Raw genomic sequence first — 16,249 nt, 5'->3', positions numbered from 1 at the left:
CGTGCGTCACCGTACATACCACGCCACGAGGGGCGGTTACGCTGATCAAAATTGTTTGCAAATGTATCCGACAGACGGTCTGGGTTATGCAGTCCCCACGCGAGAAACCGATGAACTTTGCCGCACCGCCGCCGCTTGCCGAACACAACAGTAACTTGCTCCTGGCCGCGCTACCGCCGCAGGAGCTGGCCCAGATCCTGCCGCTGCTCGACCCCGTCACCGTCGAACTCGGCGACGTGCTGTGCGAGGCCGGCGACCCGCTGCGCTACATTTACTTTCCCCACGATTGCCTGATCTCCCTGATGGGCGTGGCCGAAGGGCGCATGACACTCGAGGTCGGCCTGGTCGGGCGTGAAGGCATGGTCGGCGCCACCGTGGCGCTGGGTCACGACACCACCCAGGTCCGCGCCATCGTCCAGCGCGCCGGCAGCGCCAGCCGCATGGACAGCAGCCGTTTCCGCGCCGAGGTGGCGCGCAATCCTTCGCTGCAACGGGTGCTCTACCGCTACACCGATACCCTGCTGGCGCAGGCGATCCAGATCGCCGTGTGCAGCCGCTTCCACGTGCTGGAAGCGAGACTGGCGCGCTCGCTCCTGATTACGCGGGATCGCCTGCAGTCGGACAAATTCCACCTCACCCACGAGTTCCTGGCGCATGCGCTCGGCGTGCGCCGTGTCGGCGTCACCAAGGCCGCCAGCGCACTGCAGCAGCAGGGGCTGATCTTCTACAGCCGCGGCAATATCGAGATCCTCGATCCCGAGGGCCTGGCGGCGGCCTCGTGCACCTGCTACGCGATCGTCAAGGAAGCGGCGACTCAGCCGGCGTACGAAGTCATGTAGGGTGGTCCGGGGCGCGTAGTCGGCTTCGCCGACTACGCGCCCAACGTCCGGATGATTTGCCGCAATGCTTGTACTGGCTGAACGCGCGGTCGCCATAGCCGACCACCCTACGAACGCATCCACACCACACCCGACCATACAGACAAAAAGGCGCTGTCAACGTTGGGTGTGGAAAATGCCGATTGCCCTCTGAAGCAGCTGCTCTGGCGCCGCGACGCGCTCGCCGTCCAGCGCCCAGCGCCAGCCGAGATAGTTCGGCAAGTAGCGTGACGCCACGCCGTTGAAACGTGACAGCCAGCTGCGTAAGCGCTGGTGGTAGGCATTCACGTTTTGGACGTGGACTGCGCCCCGCACGCGTTCGCCCGCACGCAGATTGACGAAAGCGTGTGCGATACGCGCTTCTCTAGCAAACGTCCGGTAGGCGCGGTGTCCATCAGTCACTAGTAAAACGTCAGGATCGAGGACGGGCAGCAGGTGCCGGTGCAACTGTTTGGCGGTGACCGCCGCTCTTCCCGTGACGAAGGAGCAGGTCAGGCCGCTGCGGTCACGGGCAACCAGGATGCAGTCGTGCTGGTGGCTGATGCCGCGGTAATGCGCCACGCCGCCGCGCTTGCGCGCCGGCCGCTTCAACTGGCGGGATCCTTTTGCGATTCGAGCAGGAACATCTCATCTGCTTCGGCAATGCCAGCGAGGCGCTCTGGCTGGTCGTGGCGTATCGCGTCGAGGAATCGATGGCGCCAGCGAAAACTGGTGTTGCGATGCACGCCGATCAGTTTCGCCGCCGTACGCACGCTGCGCGAGTCGAGCAGTTCCTTGAGATAGTCAAGCCACTTGGCTCGGTGCCGCAGCCGGGCCAATGGCGTACCGCTCAGGGCGCTGAAGGTGTGAGAGCAGGCACGGCAGCGGTAGCGCTGCAGGCCTCGGACGATGCCGTGACGATAATGACGGCTGTTGCCGCAGGCAGGGCAGCATAGGGGAGCCGGCCGGGCTCGATCGATCGCCTCGCACACCTTGTCGAGGCCAACGGCCGGGCGCAAGGCGTCGCTAAGTTGCGAACGCTGTTGCCTGGTGAGCGAACCAACCTGGCGCAGCAAGCGGCGAAAGCCTTCGGACTTCATCGTCCCTCCTGGTCATGTGACTCAGGTTGGACATCAGTTCAGCTCAGCAGTTCAATTTCTACACGTAGTGGTGACAGCGCCAACAAAAAAGCCTGGCATCGCCAGGCTTCCTTGTGTCGCTCCGGGGTACTGCTTAGTTGGTTTTGCCAACCTGGTTGCCGATGACGCCGCCCACGGCTGCACCGCCCACGGTGCCGACAGGGCTGCCGCCGGTCAGGGCGCCGCCGACCACTGCGCCGGCGCCGGCGCCGATTGCGGTGGCCTTGTCCTGCTGCGACATGCTGGAGCAGCCAGTCAGGCCCAGGGCCACGGTTGCCAGCGATGCGGTCACTACCAGTTGTTTGATGGTTTTCATGTTGATCTCCTTTACGGTGGGGTTATTTCAAGCGCAGGTCATTCCTGACCGACTTCACGCCTTTTACGGTCCGGGCAACCGATGCCGCGGCCGCCACGCTGTCTGCCGAGCTGACGAATCCGCTCAGCTGTACTACGCCTTGCTCGGTCTCGACCGCGATGTCGGCCAGCTTTAAGGCCTGGTCGCCTGCGAGAGCGGTCCGGACACCGGCACTGATGGTGGCGTCATCGATGGCCTGGGCCACCGGTCCTCCACCCGACATCGCACATCCCGTTACCTGGCCCAGGGCCAGCAGGACCACCAGCGCGGCACGCATGCTCAGTTGCTTCCTGCCTTGCTTCATGCCGCTGCGGTGTTTGTCGATTCCATGTGATCAGGATATTGTTTTGATCCAAACTGGTCTGTTCGACAACACACAAATCCTGTGCAATTTCTAAATTTCATTGACGTTTCGTCTTGCCTGGCGGCGGCGCCTTCGGCTTCTCGCGCGCCTCGGCCAGCAGGCGTGCGCAGTCGCTGTCCTCGCCCGGACCGGTATTGATCAAGGGGATCAGCGCCGCGATCGGCGTGGCCGCGGCCAGGGCGATCGCGCTGCCGGCCTTCATCGCCAGCACGCCCTTGTCGACCGAGACGTCTGGCTTGCTGAACGGGCCGCGCACGTAGAAGGGCGAACGCAGCGAGAACAGGCGCAGGCCCTTGGTCTTCGGGTCGATACGCAGGTCCATCTGCTCGTCGGCCAGGTTGATGGCGCCGGCCACGTTGACCAGGGCTTCCTCGGTGTCGATCACGAAGTAGCGCGTGCGCGCGATACCGTTGGTGACGGCGAAGTCCGAGGCCATGCAGTTGAGCTGCACTTCCTTGTCGCCGAACAGCTTGGTGATGACGATGTTGGCGACGTTCAGTCCCATCATTTCCAGCAGCAGGTGGCTCACCTTGCCCTGGCTGATCAGGGTCTTCAGTTCGCCGTTCGAGCCGGCCAGCAGGCTGGCCACCGAATTGCCCTGGGCCGTCAGGTTGGCATCCAGGCTGATGCTGCCGACCGTGGCCTGCAGCTGCTCGATCTTCGGGAACAGCTTCTTGATCTCGATCTTGCGCGCGGTGACCTTGGCCTGGGCCTTGATCGCCTTTGGTCCTTCGCGGCCGCGGCCGTCGAGGCGGATGTTGGAGCGGACCGTGCCGCCCGCCATGCCGAACTCCAGCGGCTCCAGGTTCAGCACCGCATTGTCCATCTTCAGGTGGGTCGACAGCTTGTTGATCGGGAAGGCCGTGTCGCGGACGATGCGTTCGGCCGAGAAGCGCACGTCGGCGTCGAGCTTGTTCCAGCGCTCGGTCTTGAATTCCTCGACCGGCAGCACGCGGCCGGCAGGCTGTACCACGTCGGCATTGCGTTCCTTCTTGGCCGCATTGGAGTCGGCGCCGATCAGCGGGGCCAGGTCGGTGAACACCAGCTGCTGCGAACGCACGTTGCCCGACAGCTTGGGCCGCGGCTCGCGGCTCTCGTACTCGAGGCGTCCGCCGATGTCGGACGAACCCACCTTGCCCTTGAAGTTATCGTAGACCCAGGTCGAGGCACGCTTGCCGTCTTCTTTATCGCCCAGGGTGCCGGTCAGGCGGCCGGAGGTCGTAAACGGTCCCGTGGTCGGCAGCACCACGCCGGTGAAGGCATACAGCTGGTCCATGCTCGGCGCCGCCAGTTCCAGTTTCAGGTCGATCGCCGCCAGCTTCGACGGCCGCGTGACCGTGCCCTCGACCGCGATCCGGGTCTTGCCCGAGCGCATATCGGCCTGGACCGGGTAGGGCGTGCTCTGCTGCTTGAGCGAGAGCACCGCGCCGGCCTTGCCGCCGCCTTCGACCTTGGCGCCGTTATAGGTGCCGTCGAGGGTCCAGGCGACGCCGTAGCGCGCGTCCCGGTCGAGGGTGCGCACGTGCGCCGTCACGTCGGCCTTGGTCACTGCGTCCTTGATGTGGACCACGCCATCGGTCAGCACGATGCGTTCCAGGTCCAGCGTCCAGCGCGATTTCTCTTCCTTGCGCTTGAAGGTCCAGTTGTTGTGCTTCTCGTCCGTGCGCAGCAGGTCCACGCGTGGGCCGTCGAAGCGCAGCAGCGGGATGTTGATGGTGCGCGAGAGCAGGGCGAAGGGATTCAGCGAGAACGAGAACTGGCGCGCGCTGCCGGTGTCCTGCGCGGGCAGGCCGGCCGGGTTGCCGACGTGGGTGTCGTTGGCGATCAGGTGCGGCCAGGGGATATGGTCGCGCCAAGTGCGCTCGGACGGCGCCATGGTCTTGGCGGGGCGCTCCCATTCGACCTCCAGGTTGCCGCGAATGGCGAAGGGGCGGTCGATGGCATCGCTCACCTTGGCATTGATCCAGGGACGGGCGCGGTTCCAGTCGAAGGTCAGGATAAAGATGATTGCAATCACCGGGATCGCAATCAGGATGCCCAGGATGCTCAGGATAATTTTCTTGCTTTTATTGCGGCGCGCCGGATGACGGCCCTGCGCCGCCGGCTTGTCGGTATCGGCCATGGCGGACTCTCGCTTGTGATGTTCAGTCCAGCTTAGCGCAAAGCCTGTTTCGCTCAATGTGCGGTGCCTAACGCTCTGCCATTGAGCGGATCGCTACGGGACGGTAAATGTGCGGCAGCGAACCGAAATAAGGAGATAACAGGTTTATAACGTTACTAAGGACATTTCCTCATCAACAGGAGAAGAAGCGATGGACCAACAACACCCGATGACCCGCCTGCTGAAATCGGTTGCCGTGGCTGCCGGTAGCGCCGGCGTGCTGGTGCTGGCTGGCTGCGCCAGCCCCCAGAAGGCCCCTGCGACCGCCGACGTCGCGGTGTCGCGCAATGCTGTCGACAACGCAGTGTCTGCCGGCGCCGCCGAGCTGGCCCCGGCGGAAGTCTCGATGGCGCGCGACAAGATGCTGCGCGCCAACCAGGCCCTGGCCGCCAAGGATTACAAGATGGCGCGCGAGCTGGCGATCCAGGCCCAGGCCGACGCCAAGCTGGCGCAGAGCAAGGCCAATTCGGCCAAGGCCACTGCGGCCGCGAATGCGCTCGACGAAGACCTGCGCGTGCTGCGCCAGGAAGTCGACCGCCTGAATGCGCCGACCAGCACCCAGTAAGCTTGCCGCGCAATCCAAGAAGAAGTTCCCTTCGTTGACCGCCGCAGCCTGCGGCGCCCAGGAAAAAAGGACAGAAACATGAAAATCCGTTCGATGATGTCGCTGCTGGCCGCCGCCGTGCTGGCCACGGCCTGCGCCACCACCCCGATGACGACGCCGACGCTGGACCAGGCGCGCGCGGACTTCGTTGCTGCCAATAACAATCCGCAGGTCGCGCAGTACGCGCCGCTGGAGTTCAAGCAGGCCAGCGACGCGCTCGACCAGGCCAATGCCGCGGCCGCTCGCCGCGAAGCCGTGGGCGACGTCGACCGCCTGGCCTACGTGGCCAAGCAGCGCATTGCGACCGCGATGGAAGTGGCGAAGGCGAAAGCGGCGGAAGCCGACATCGCGAACGCGTCGCGCGAGCGCGACCAGGTCCGCCTGGCGGCCCGCACCGCCGAAGCCGACCGCGCCAAGCGCGACGCCGAGGCCGCGCAGGCCCAGGCCGCCCAGGCCCAGATGCAGGCCCAGGCCGCCCAGCAGCAGGCCCAGACTGCCCAGCAGCAAGCAGCCGCCGCCCAGGAACAGAATGCCGCGCTGGCGCAGCGCGCCGCCGTGCTGGAAGCACTGCTGGTCGAGCTGCAGGCCGTCAAGACCGAGCGCGGCTACGTCGTCACCATCGGCGACGTCCTGTTTGCCCATGACAAGGCCGAGCTGACACCGAACGGTATGTCGACCTTGCGCAAACTGGCCGACGTGATGGCGCAGAACCCGAACCGTACCGTCCTGGTCGAAGGGTTTACGGATAGTACCGGCAGCTCGTCTTACAACCAGGAACTCTCGCAGCGTCGTGCCGAAGCCGTGGCATCGGCACTGGGCTCGATGGGCGTGGCGCGTAACCGCGTCGCCATGAAAGCCTATGGCGAAGCATTCCCGGTTGCCCCGAACGATACGGCGTCCAACCGCCAGCTCAACCGCCGTGTCGAGATCGTGCTGTCGAACGAGAATGCGCAGATTCCGCCACGCACGGCGGGGCGCTGAGCCGGCATTTGAAATAAAGGAAGCACCATGGAACAGACGAACAACCTGGCGCATGGCTTCGACGTCGCGGCGATCCGCCGCGCGGCGGCCAACCTCGATGACGGCGCCGTCACCGAGGGCTACCAGGCCGACCGCGAAGCGGTCATCGCCATGCTCAACGATGCGCTCGCCACCGAGCTGCTGTGCGTGCTGCGTTACAAGCGCCACTACTACACGGTGAGCGGCCCGAACACCGGCCACATCAAGGCCGAGTTCCTCGAGCATGCACAGCAGGAACAGGACCACGCGGACCGCATCGCCGAGCGCATCGTGCAGCTCAACGGATCGCCGAACTTCAACCCGGCCACGCTGACCGCGCGCAGCCATGCGGAGTACGACGATTCCGACGACGTGCAGGCGATGATCCGCGCCGACCTGATCGCGGAGCGCGTGGCAATCGAGTCCTACCGCCAGATGATCCAGACGATCGGCGACAAGGACCCGACCACCCGCGCGCTGCTGGTCGACATCATGGCCGTCGAAGAAGAGCACGCCGACGACATGCGCGACCTGCTGGCGTGAATTGAAGCCCCAGCATCCTGGCACCATTCAACAACCACAACACTACCGGAGTAGACCATGCTAGACACCACCCGCAGCAACATCAAATCCCAGGCCCACGGCTACCAGTTCGACAGCAACGCAGCGGACACCTCGTCCGATGTCAAGGCACTGGTGCGCGATGCCCAGTCGATGCTGAGCGCCGCCGCCGCGCTGACGGGCGACAAGGCCGAGGAGCTGCGCAGCCGCGGCATGGACCTGCTCGACCGCGCACTCGGCCGTGCCAGCCACTACCAGGGCCAGGCCATGGAGCGTGGCCGTGAACTGGCGCACGACGCCGATGTCTACGTCAAGGACAACCCTTACCGTACGCTGGCCGTCGCAGCCGGCCTGGGCCTGCTGCTCGGTGTCCTCTTGAGCCGTAAGCAATAAGCGCCACCGGGGACCGCCATGCAAAAAGACGACACCGTCGTGCATACCCCCGGCCTCATGGGCGGGATCTCCAGCCTCATGAAGAGCCTGTTCGGTCTGGTCGTGTCGCGCGTCGAACTCGCGGCGCTCGAGCTATCTGATGTGCGCAATCACCTCATCGAGCTCGTGGCCCTGTTCGGCGCGGCCGTCCTGGCCATCTGGTTCGCCATCGCCTACGGCACCGCGACCATCGTCGCGCTGGCCTGGGACGAAATGGGCTGGAAGATCCTGCTGATCCTGTTCGTCGTGTTCCTGGTCATCACGGGTGTCCTGGTAGCGAAGGGCCTGGCGCTGCTCAAGCAGAACAAGCTCTCGTTCCCGGCGACCATGAAGGAACTGAAGAACGATCGCGACATGCTGCTCTAAGCGGCGACACGAAGGAGGGGAAACATGCACAATCAAGATGGAACGACCGGAATGGCCGGCCACAAGCACAGCCTGGATCCGGCGGTGCGCAAGCAGGAACTGCTGCGTGAAGGCGAATTCTTCCGCAGCGGCGTGGCGCATGCCAGGGCGCAGATCCGTCATGCGGCGCGTCCCGAGGTCATGCTGCATGGGGCGATCGACCACGCTACCTGGGCTCTGCGCGCTCGTGCCGATGCCTTGCTGAAACCGACGGGCACCAGCGTTTCGGTGCTGATGCCTTACGGACTGGCGGTGTTTAACTTCATTCGCCAGCGCAAGCTCGGCAAGCCGGCCGGCGCAGCCGCCATCCTGCTGGGTGTTGCAGGCTGGTACATGAACAAGCGCCGTGTGCAGCAGAACGGTCTGAACTGACACGGCAATAACAGAATAATTTGGATTGAATATGGTGGGGCTTGAGCGGCGTTGCAATCATTGATTGCACGCCGTTTTTTTTCGGCCTTACGGATGAGTTGCGTGCCGAATTCGCTGGTTGGCGGCGCTTGGTTCAGTAGGGTGGGCCTGGGCGGTCCCGCTGTCCTCCCGCCCCCCGCGGTCGACCGGTGTGGATGTTACTGCGATGGTGGAATTGGCGGTGTTGAAGCTGCGCGTAACGACGGCAAGGGAATGCATGCGCCGCGACGCAAAAAGTTCGTTCGCTGACTGCGTGGGCGGTCAAGCCGCCCACCCTACGAATGGCTACGATAAGGGATGTTGGACGCGTCGATCAGGGCGTCGGCGCTGGCGCGTCCACCTGCGCCTTGGCCTGCGCCATGTCGCGCTGGTATGTCCCACGCGCCTCCTGCAGGCAGGCATTGCGCTCGGCCGCCGGCACCTTCTTGCAGGCGTTCTTCGCCTCCTGCAGGGCGGCGCCGATTTCCTTGTGCAGGGTGCGCAGCTGGGCCTGGCGGGTGGCGTCTTCGCGGTACCAGCGCGCCGGGTCGCCCTGGGCGATCTCGCGCGCCTGCTGCTTGGCAGCGACGGGCTCGACCACGGCGTCGCCATTGGTCTGGGCATGAGCAAGCAGGGTGGCGCCGAGCAGGCAGGCGCAGGCGCCGCGCAGTACGGTGGAGAGGTGTCGCATGGTGTCCTCCGGCAAATGGTCAGCAGTACCGCGGTCGGGCCTGCCGCGGCAGAAGTCGTGGCGTACAGGGTGTGACGAGGACCGGTACCTGGCGAGCGTGGTCAGCGGGCCGGGCCTTGCCCGTGCAGATGCAAGCCAGGCCGGCACGCGGCCGGCCCTGACCATGCGCAGAAGGCGTTGCCGTCTCTGCGCAGGTGGAGCAGATCAGTAACGGTAGACGCGGCCGTCGACGATGCGCACGCGGTTGCCCACGCGCAGGTCGTAGACGCTGTCCTGGGTCACGGCGCGGTATTCGCCGTTATCCATGCGCACGTTGATCTGGTACAGCTCGGCGCCGCCGTTGGCATTGCGGTTGCGTTCGACGTTGTTGCCGATCGCCGCGCCCGCCACGCCGCCTGCCACGGTGGCTGCGGTACGGCCGCTGCCGCTGCCGACCTGGTTACCGGCCAGTGCGCCGACCACGCCGCCCAGGATCGCGCCGGCGCCACTGGTGCGGTTGGCGCCCTGGGTCACCTGGATCGATTCGATGGTGCCGTAGCCCATCGAGACGTTGTTGTAGCCGGTGTTGTAGCCGTTGTTATATGGCTGCGACGAAGTGCTCGCGCAACCGGTGAGGAGGGCAGTGGTAGCCAGCACAGCAGCAGCAAGGGTACGGGTTGCTTTCATGTTGTTCTCCTGACAAAAGTTTATGGGTCCAGATTAGTCACTGTCGCGCAAGGGGTCTGTGCGTTGCCTAACCGTTTTTGCCCAGCGTATCCACAGCGCGAATTGATTCAATACAGATGAGTTGTTGCATGAACGTTGCTGTGTTCGGCACCGAACAGAACCCGCGCGAGCCGACGTGTAAAACGTCATTAGCGTGTTGACAAATGGAGAATAAAAAATGAAAACATCCCATGCTTTCCTGCTCGTCGGTGCCGCGCTCGCCTGGGCAGGTTCGGCACGAGCCCAGACCGTGCCGGACGCCAAGACCGTCTATGAAGGGGCAAAGGCTACGGCCGAAGCGAATTTCAAGGCGGCGCGTGCGCGCTGTGATCAGATCGCGGGTAATCCGCACGACCTGTGCATGGCCGAAGCGCGTGCGGCGCGCGTACGTGTCGAGGAAGAAGCCGAGGCCGCCTACAAGAATACGCTGTCGGCCTACACCCAGGCACGCCTGCGCATCGCTTCGGCCAATTACGACCGTGACAAGGTGCGCTGCGCCGCTGTCACCGGCAACGACCGCGACGTCTGCCTGGAACAGGCCAAGGCCACGCTGATCGCGGCCCAGGCCGACGCCAAGGCCGACCGCAAGAGCATCGAGGCGCGCCAGGATGCGCGCGCCGACAAGCTCGCCGCCGAATACCGCGTCGCGATCGAGAAATGCGATGCCTACGCCGGCGCCGTCAAGGACCAGTGCGTGAATACCGCCAAGACCGCGTTCGGTAAATGAAGAATTGCGGGCCGGCGTGCCGGTACCGCCCACTTGCCCGCATTGGGCTAATTAGTTGTTTGACCATCCGTAGTTTTTAATTAGGAGCTCACCATGAAAATCGCACAACGCCTCATCACCGCCACCTTCGCCGCCGCCATCGCCATCACCACCGTTGGCTGCGCATCGACCTCGAACCGTGAAAGCGCTGGCGAATACGTCGACGACGCCGTGATCACCACCAAGGTGAAGGCTGCCTTCGCTGCCGACCCGACCGTCAAAGCCACCGAAATCAACGTCGAGACCTTCAAGGGCGACGTCCAGCTGTCGGGCTTCGTGGCCCAGCCGGGTGACGCACAGCGCGCCGTGGAACTCGCTCGCGGCGTGAAAGGTGTAAGCTCGGTGAAGAACGACATCCGCGTCAAGTAATCCCATGCGCCGGGGCGGCCCGGCTCCATTGTCAAGGCACGATCCATGCAGCTCGCACCACCTGAACCAGTCCAGCCTGCTGCTGCACCTGTGACGCCACCCGACAATGCCGCCCCGGCGGCGCCGACCCCACCCGAGGGCGGCGCCGAGCCCGGCCCTGCAGGCGACGAGCTCACGATGCAAGTGGGCAGCCTGCGGCTGCCGATCCATGTGAATGCGCGCGGGCTGTCGCTCGGCATCCTTGCCACCATCGCCTGTGTGTTCGCGCTCCAGTGGGCGCAGAAATTCTTCGTGCCGCTCCTGCTCGGCATCTTCATCGCTTACACCCTGAATCCTGTCGTGCGCTGGCTCGAACGCTGGCACGTCAAGCGCGTCATCGGCGCGACCCTGGTGACGGCCCTGATCATGGGCGCCCTCGGCGGCACCCTGTACCGGCTGCAGGACGAATTCTTCAACATCATCGACGAACTCCCGACCCTGACCCACAAGGTCACCCGGATCCTGACCAACAACACCGGCCAGCGCTCGACCATCCAGCAGGTGCAGGCGGCCGCCGCCGAGATCGAGCGCGCGGCGTCCAACGCCACCGGCGGCGAACAGCGCCGCGCGATCCAGAAACGCACCCAGCCGGTGCCGCCGGCGGCTGCCGCGGGCGGTTCGAACATCCGCGTGATGGACTGGGTGCTGGCAGGCTCGGTCGGGCTGGCGACCTTCCTGTCGCAGGCGACGATGGTGGTATTCCTGGTGTTCTTCCTGCTGCTGGCGGGGGACACCTTCAAGCGCAAGCTGGTCAAGCTGACCGGACCGTCCCTGACGCGCAAGAAGGTCACGGTCCACATCCTGGACGACATGAACAATGCGATCCAGGCCTATATGTTCATGCTGCTGGTGACCAACGTGCTGCTGGCGCTGCTGACCTGGGCGGCGCTGCGCGCGATCGGTCTCGAGAACGCCGGCGCCTGGGCCGCCTTTGCCGGCGTAGCCCACGTCGTGCCTTACTTCGGGCCGCTCCTGATCACCATCGCTACCGGCGCCGTCGCCTTCTTCCAGTATGAATCGCTGCGCATGGTGATCCTGGTGGCCGGCGCCTCGCTCGGCATCGCGACCCTGGTCGGCATGGTGGTCGCCACCTGGATGACGGGCCGGATCGCCAAGATGAATCCGGCGGCGGTGTTCGTCAGCCTGCTGTTCTGGGGCTGGCTGTGGGGGATGTGGGGACTGCTGCTCGGCGTGCCGGTGGTGATGGTGCTGAAGGTGATCTCCGAGCGGGTCGAAGGGATGGAAGTGCTGGCGGAATTGTTGGGAGAATAAACGGCCCCGATGGGGCCGTCCACGGCGCCCGGCGCAGCCGGGCGCTTCAGGCGTTTTACACGGCGCGGCCGTTCTTCCAGGTCGCCGTCGGTTCCGGCGGCTCCTCTTTCTTCTTGTCCCCCGTTTCCTCAGCCGGCTTGTGCTTCAGGCTGCCCAGCTTGAGCGCGTACTGCCTTGCGAACTCGGCGCCGAGGAAGAAGATCTGGGCCGAGTAGTACACCCACAGCAGCAGTGCGATCAGCGACCCGGCCGCGCCGAAGCTGTCGGCGGCGCCGCTGTTGCCGATGTAGAGCCCGATGCCGAATTTCCCGAGCGTGAACATCGCCGCCGTGCCGAGCGCGCCGATGGTGACGTCGTGCCAGGACAGCTTGATGCGTGGCAGCAGCTTGTAGATCACGCCGAACAGGGTGGCGATCACCAGGAAGCTGACGGCCCAGGCAATCCAGCCCATGACCACGGCCGCTTCCTTCCACATGCCGCCGATATACTCCTCGACCACCGCCAGGGCCGCGCTGACGACCAGCGAGACCATCAGCAGGAAGCCCAGCACCAGGATCAGGCCGAAGGAGAGCAGGCGGGTGCGCACCAGGTTCCAGAAGCCGGCATTCTTCGGTGGCGGGACGTCCCAGATCTCGTCGAGGCTGTCCTTCAGCTCCGCGAACACGCTGGTCGCGCCGACCAGCAGCAGGACCGATGCCACGATGGTGGCGAACAGTCCGTCTTCCTTGTTGCGCGCTCCGGCCAGGATGGCCTGGATCGTCTCCGCGCCCTGCGCTCCGACCAGGCCGCGCAGCTGGGTCAGCAACTGGCCCTGGGCCGCTTCGGCGCCGTAGAAGAAGCCGGCGACCGCGATCACCAGCACCAGCACGGGCGCCAGCGAGAACAGGGTGTAGAAGGCGAGGGCCGCTCCCTTGCTGGAGGCGCGGTGGTCGAGCCATTCACTCACCGCGCAGCGCATCACCTTGACCAGCTCGCGTGAATAGGGAACCCATTTGTTGACAGCCATATCCTCTCCTCCAAATGAAAAGGGGGCCGCAGCCCCCTTGCAAATTCCAGGCGCGCCCGCCAGTCCGCCACGGGGACGGATTGGCCTGGCGAGGCAGCAGCCGGATTACTGCACGCGCTTTTCGACGGTGATCTGCTCGACTTCGACGCGGCGGTTCGGTTCCAGGCAGTCGATCAGGGCCTTGCGCTGCTTCTGGTTGCACTGGACCAGCGGGTTGGCTTCGCCTTTGCCATAGGCCTTCAGGCGGTTGCCGTCCACACCCTTGCTGACCAGGTAGTCACGCACGGCGTTGGCGCGGCGCTCCGACAGCTTCAGGTTGTACTTTTCCGAACCCAGGCGGTCGGTGTAGCCGGTGATGTCGACGTCGGTGACGCTCGGATCGGCTTGCAGGGCAGCGGCGATCTCATCCAGTTTCGGCGACGGCATGATGATGTCGGCCTTGTCGAACTCGAACAGCTTGGTCGCTTCCAGGGTGACTTTCTCGAAGCGGGCTGGCGGCGGAGCGACCGGCACCGGTGCCGGTGCTGGCGCCGGTGCCGGTTCGGCGACCGGTGCCGGCGGCGGAGCGGCGACGACCGGTGCCGGCGGCGGGTTGAACGCGTAGTTCAGGCCGACGGTCAGGTATTTGTTGTTGCTGCGGCGGAAGCCAAACTGTTCGTTATCACGCAGGAAGCCACGGACAGCGCGCAGGTCGGCCTGCAGCGACCACTGGTCGGTCAGCGAAGCCTGGAAACCGAGGCCGGCGGTAGCGTACGGCGAGTTCTTGCCGACGTTACGCAGCGGGTTCTGCACCTTGTCGCGTTCGAGGCCCAGGCCGAGCAGCACGAACGGGCGGAAGCGATCGCGCGAGAACATCAGCAGGGCGTCGGCGCCCAGCAGGGTCTGGCGGTACTTGGCCGGGCCGTCTTCGAAACGGACCTGGCTGCCACCAAACTGGATGTCCCACATCGGCGACACGGCCTTGCCGAACTTCAGGCCGCCGCCCCAGTCACGGTCACTCGTGCCAAAACGGCCATCCGGCTTGGCATGAATGACGCTCGGCTGGATGTACCACGATGGATTGATTGGCGTCGTTTCTTGGGCCATGGTGGTGCCAGCCGCGCACAGGATGGCGGCGGCCAGGGCGATCTTCTTCGTATTATTCACAGATAACTCCCATAAGGTGAAGGGTTGTTGACATCGCATGCCTTGACACAGATGTTGGATAAAGAATAACAGTGCAAGTTCCGCGTACTCGGTGCGGTACCGCACCCATCGGAACTGACCTGTGCGATTTTACAACAGTGACAGGAAAACCACAGGGCTCGGCTGTGCGCACCGCTCTTGTGCAAATTTTTTTCAGGAAATAAGCATTTCCCGGCGCACCCAGCAAGCGGCCTTGTCAAAAATGCTTGCAGGAACGTACTTGAATGTTGGATGGCGCACAGACCGGGGTGTCTGACGCAGGCAATCTTGAGGTCAGTTAAGCGGAACCCGAGGTGTTGTCAGGGTGTCAAACGACACACAGCGACCCGGACCACACAGTCTCTCTCTATAACGGAGCTCACCAATATGCATGCAACGACCCATCACAACGCGGTGCAAGGCGACATCGGCGCCGTGCACACTTCCAGCAATTCTGCGCTGATCGAACGCGTTCCCCCGCAACCAACCGAGCGCGCGCCGATTTCGCTGGCGCCGATCGAACGTGTCCGTTCGACCTCGGCCACCCAGCGGCGGATCGAAAACATGCAGAAGCTGATCAACGAACTGTCGACCCACGAAATGCTGGCCGACGAAATCGCCTGGTTCCTGAAGTTCTCGCCGTCGGGCGCACGCAAGTACATCCGTGACCTGCGCGAAGCCGGCGTGATCGAACTGGCGCGCTACATCGAAGGCACCGCCACCTACCTGGGCAAGGCCGTGTACCAGATCTGCCCGGACCAGGACCGCGTCAAGGCCTTCCTGGCTGCGATCTGCCAGCCGAAGCGCGAAGGCGCCGCCCCGCGCAAGGAGCGCCCGGGCCTGCGCGAGCAGAACATGGCCGGCAGCGGCCGCCACTTCCACATCCTGGCGGACGACACCCATTATGCAATCCGCGTGAACCGCAGCCCGGTCACCCGCGACCCGCTGGTCGCCGCACTGTTCGGTCCTCCCCCGGGCCAGACCGCCAAGTAACGCGCTTGAAGCGCGTCCCGGACTGCCGCGGTGGAGACCTGCGGCAGCTCTGGTCCAGACGATCGCTGTCGTCATTCAGCCGCGCCTTGTGCGCGGTTTTGTTTTTTCAAGTGAACAATTATTTGTGTTGGGCGCGTTGAAATACGGTCAATAATCCCTACCTGCCTCCCAACGCGGCCGAGACTGCCGCTCCAAGGAAAGGAAGACCCATGCCATCGAGCGCCACACTACCGACCGCGGAATCCCTGCAGGGCAGGCCGGTCCCCCGAGTCACCTTCAAGGCGCGCCTGGACGACCAGTGGCGCGACCTCAGCACGGACGAGCTGTTCAAGGGCAAGACCGTGGTCGTGTTCTCGCTGCCGGGCGCTTTCACGCCCACCTGCTCCTCGACCCACCTGCCGCGCTACAACGAGCTGGCCCCGGTGCTGCGCCAGAACGGCGTCGACGACATCCTGTGCATCTCGGTCAATGACGCCTTCGTCATGAACCAGTGGAAGACGGGGCAGGATGCCGGCAACATCACCCTGGTCCCGGATGGCAACGGCGACTTCACCGAAGGCATGGGCATGCTGGTCGATAAGCGCGACCTCGGCTTCGGCCAGCGCTCCTGGCGCTACTCGATGCTGGTCAAGGACGGCGTGATCGACAAAATCTTCATCGAACCGCAACGTGAAGGCGATCCCTTCGAGGTTTCGGACGCCGATACAATGCTGAGCTATATCAACCCGGATGCGAAGATACCCGAGCCGGTCGTCATGTTCTCGCGGCCGGGCTGCCCGCATTGTGCGCGCGCCAAAGCCGCGCTGCGCGAGAATGGCATCGTATTCACGGACATTTCGGAAGACCAGAAAATCACGACCAGCGTGCTGCGCGGCGTGACGGGTCGCCTCACCTGGCCGCAGGTCTTCGTCGGCGGCCAGCTGATCGGCGGCGCCGACGAGGTGCAGTCCTGGGTCGCGTCGACGCGGGAAGGCTGA

19 protein-coding genes and 1 pseudogene are annotated in these 16,249 nt (G+C 64.5%); 12 read left to right on the top strand and 8 right to left on the bottom strand.

Going from position 1 to position 16,249, the window contains the following annotated elements; translation table 11 throughout:
• The first annotated feature begins 110 nt into the window (after positions 1–110).
• Positions 111–839, top strand: a complete 729-nt coding sequence (locus GV068_RS01560) for a Crp/Fnr family transcriptional regulator (RefSeq protein ID WP_159695680.1) — start codon at positions 111–113, stop codon at positions 837–839.
• A 156-nt stretch (positions 840–995) separates the two neighbouring features.
• Here GV068_RS01560 and GV068_RS01555 read toward each other — a convergent pair.
• The 4 genes and pseudogenes from GV068_RS01555 to GV068_RS01540 form a co-directional block, all read right to left on the bottom strand.
• Positions 996–1,957, bottom strand: a pseudogene (locus GV068_RS01555) (IS1595 family transposase).
• A 133-nt stretch (positions 1,958–2,090) separates the two neighbouring features.
• Positions 2,091–2,312: a glycine zipper 2TM domain-containing protein gene (locus tag GV068_RS01550; protein WP_159695679.1), complete on the bottom strand. Its 222-nt coding sequence runs from the start codon at positions 2,310–2,312 to the stop codon at positions 2,091–2,093.
• A 22-nt stretch (positions 2,313–2,334) separates the two neighbouring features.
• Positions 2,335–2,655, bottom strand: a complete 321-nt coding sequence (locus tag GV068_RS01545; protein WP_159695678.1) for a BON domain-containing protein — start codon at positions 2,653–2,655, stop codon at positions 2,335–2,337.
• Between the two features lie 97 nt (positions 2,656–2,752).
• A complete protein-coding gene (locus tag GV068_RS01540) occupies positions 2,753–4,837 on the bottom strand; it encodes an AsmA family protein (protein ID WP_159695677.1) in 2,085 nt (694 codons plus the stop codon).
• 190 nt (positions 4,838–5,027) lie between these two features.
• On the opposite strand from GV068_RS01540, the gene GV068_RS01535 reads away from it, so the two are divergent.
• The 6 genes from GV068_RS01535 (at position 5,028) to GV068_RS01510 (ending at position 8,249) form a co-directional block, all read left to right on the top strand.
• Complete coding sequence (locus GV068_RS01535; RefSeq protein ID WP_229463590.1) at positions 5,028–5,441, top strand: DUF4398 domain-containing protein; 414 nt, start codon at positions 5,028–5,030, stop codon at positions 5,439–5,441.
• A 78-nt stretch (positions 5,442–5,519) separates the two neighbouring features.
• A complete protein-coding gene (locus GV068_RS01530) occupies positions 5,520–6,461 on the top strand; it encodes an OmpA family protein (RefSeq protein ID WP_159695676.1) in 942 nt (313 codons plus the stop codon).
• Positions 6,462–6,488: 27 nt separating this feature from the next.
• Complete coding sequence (locus tag GV068_RS01525; RefSeq protein ID WP_159695675.1) at positions 6,489–7,022, top strand: bacterioferritin; 534 nt, start codon at positions 6,489–6,491, stop codon at positions 7,020–7,022.
• 57 nt (positions 7,023–7,079) lie between these two features.
• Positions 7,080–7,433, top strand: a complete 354-nt coding sequence (locus GV068_RS01520) for a YqjD family protein (protein WP_159695674.1) — start codon at positions 7,080–7,082, stop codon at positions 7,431–7,433.
• A gap of 18 nt (positions 7,434–7,451) precedes the next feature.
• Positions 7,452–7,838 carry a phage holin family protein gene (locus tag GV068_RS01515; protein WP_229463588.1) on the top strand — a complete coding sequence of 129 codons (387 nt, stop codon included), beginning with the start codon at positions 7,452–7,454 and terminating at the stop codon, positions 7,836–7,838.
• 24 nt (positions 7,839–7,862) lie between these two features.
• Positions 7,863–8,249 (top strand): hypothetical protein, encoded by a 387-nt coding sequence (locus GV068_RS01510; protein ID WP_159695673.1) that lies wholly within the window; start codon positions 7,863–7,865, stop codon positions 8,247–8,249.
• Between the two features lie 352 nt (positions 8,250–8,601).
• Here GV068_RS01510 and GV068_RS01505 read toward each other — a convergent pair whose 3' ends face one another.
• Both GV068_RS01505 and GV068_RS01500 read right to left on the bottom strand, forming a co-directional pair.
• Positions 8,602–8,958 carry a hypothetical protein gene (locus tag GV068_RS01505; protein ID WP_159695672.1) on the bottom strand — a complete coding sequence of 119 codons (357 nt, stop codon included), beginning with the start codon at positions 8,956–8,958 and terminating at the stop codon, positions 8,602–8,604.
• A 204-nt stretch (positions 8,959–9,162) separates the two neighbouring features.
• A complete protein-coding gene (locus GV068_RS01500; protein WP_159695671.1) occupies positions 9,163–9,624 on the bottom strand; it encodes a glycine zipper 2TM domain-containing protein in 462 nt (153 codons plus the stop codon).
• 217 nt (positions 9,625–9,841) lie between these two features.
• Here GV068_RS01500 and GV068_RS01495 point away from each other — a divergent pair, with 217 nt between their 5' ends.
• The 3 genes from GV068_RS01495 to GV068_RS01485 all read left to right on the top strand — a co-directional run bounded on the left by GV068_RS01495 (position 9,842) and on the right by GV068_RS01485 (position 12,109).
• Positions 9,842–10,390 (top strand): hypothetical protein, encoded by a 549-nt coding sequence (locus GV068_RS01495; protein WP_159695670.1) that lies wholly within the window; start codon positions 9,842–9,844, stop codon positions 10,388–10,390.
• Positions 10,391–10,483: 93 nt separating this feature from the next.
• A complete protein-coding gene (locus tag GV068_RS01490) occupies positions 10,484–10,798 on the top strand; it encodes a BON domain-containing protein (RefSeq protein WP_159695669.1) in 315 nt (104 codons plus the stop codon).
• 45 nt (positions 10,799–10,843) lie between these two features.
• Positions 10,844–12,109: an AI-2E family transporter gene (locus tag GV068_RS01485; RefSeq protein WP_159695668.1), complete on the top strand. Its 1,266-nt coding sequence runs from the start codon at positions 10,844–10,846 to the stop codon at positions 12,107–12,109.
• Between the two features lie 55 nt (positions 12,110–12,164).
• Here the strand turns inward: GV068_RS01485 and GV068_RS01480 are convergent, their stop codons facing one another.
• Both GV068_RS01480 and GV068_RS01475 read right to left on the bottom strand, forming a co-directional pair.
• Positions 12,165–13,115 (bottom strand): YihY/virulence factor BrkB family protein, encoded by a 951-nt coding sequence (locus GV068_RS01480; RefSeq protein WP_159695667.1) that lies wholly within the window; start codon positions 13,113–13,115, stop codon positions 12,165–12,167.
• Between the two features lie 105 nt (positions 13,116–13,220).
• Positions 13,221–14,261 carry an OmpA family protein gene (locus GV068_RS01475; RefSeq protein ID WP_159695666.1) on the bottom strand — a complete coding sequence of 347 codons (1,041 nt, stop codon included), beginning with the start codon at positions 14,259–14,261 and terminating at the stop codon, positions 13,221–13,223.
• Between the two features lie 405 nt (positions 14,262–14,666).
• Here GV068_RS01475 and GV068_RS01470 point away from each other — a divergent pair, with 405 nt between their 5' ends.
• Positions 14,667–15,272, top strand: coding sequence for a winged helix-turn-helix domain-containing protein (locus tag GV068_RS01470; protein WP_159695665.1), 606 nt, complete (start codon positions 14,667–14,669; stop codon positions 15,270–15,272).
• A gap of 209 nt (positions 15,273–15,481) precedes the next feature.
• Positions 15,482–16,249 (top strand): glutathione peroxidase, encoded by a 768-nt coding sequence (locus GV068_RS01465; protein WP_159695664.1) that lies wholly within the window; start codon positions 15,482–15,484, stop codon positions 16,247–16,249.

Origin of the sequence: Massilia sp. 9I, from assembly GCF_902506415.1 — a bacterium.
In the GTDB taxonomy this organism is placed as follows: Bacteria; Pseudomonadota; Gammaproteobacteria; order Burkholderiales; family Burkholderiaceae_D; genus Telluria.
The sequence above is the reverse complement of the archived record's forward strand: the minus strand, read 5'-3'. Positions and strand labels throughout refer to the sequence as shown.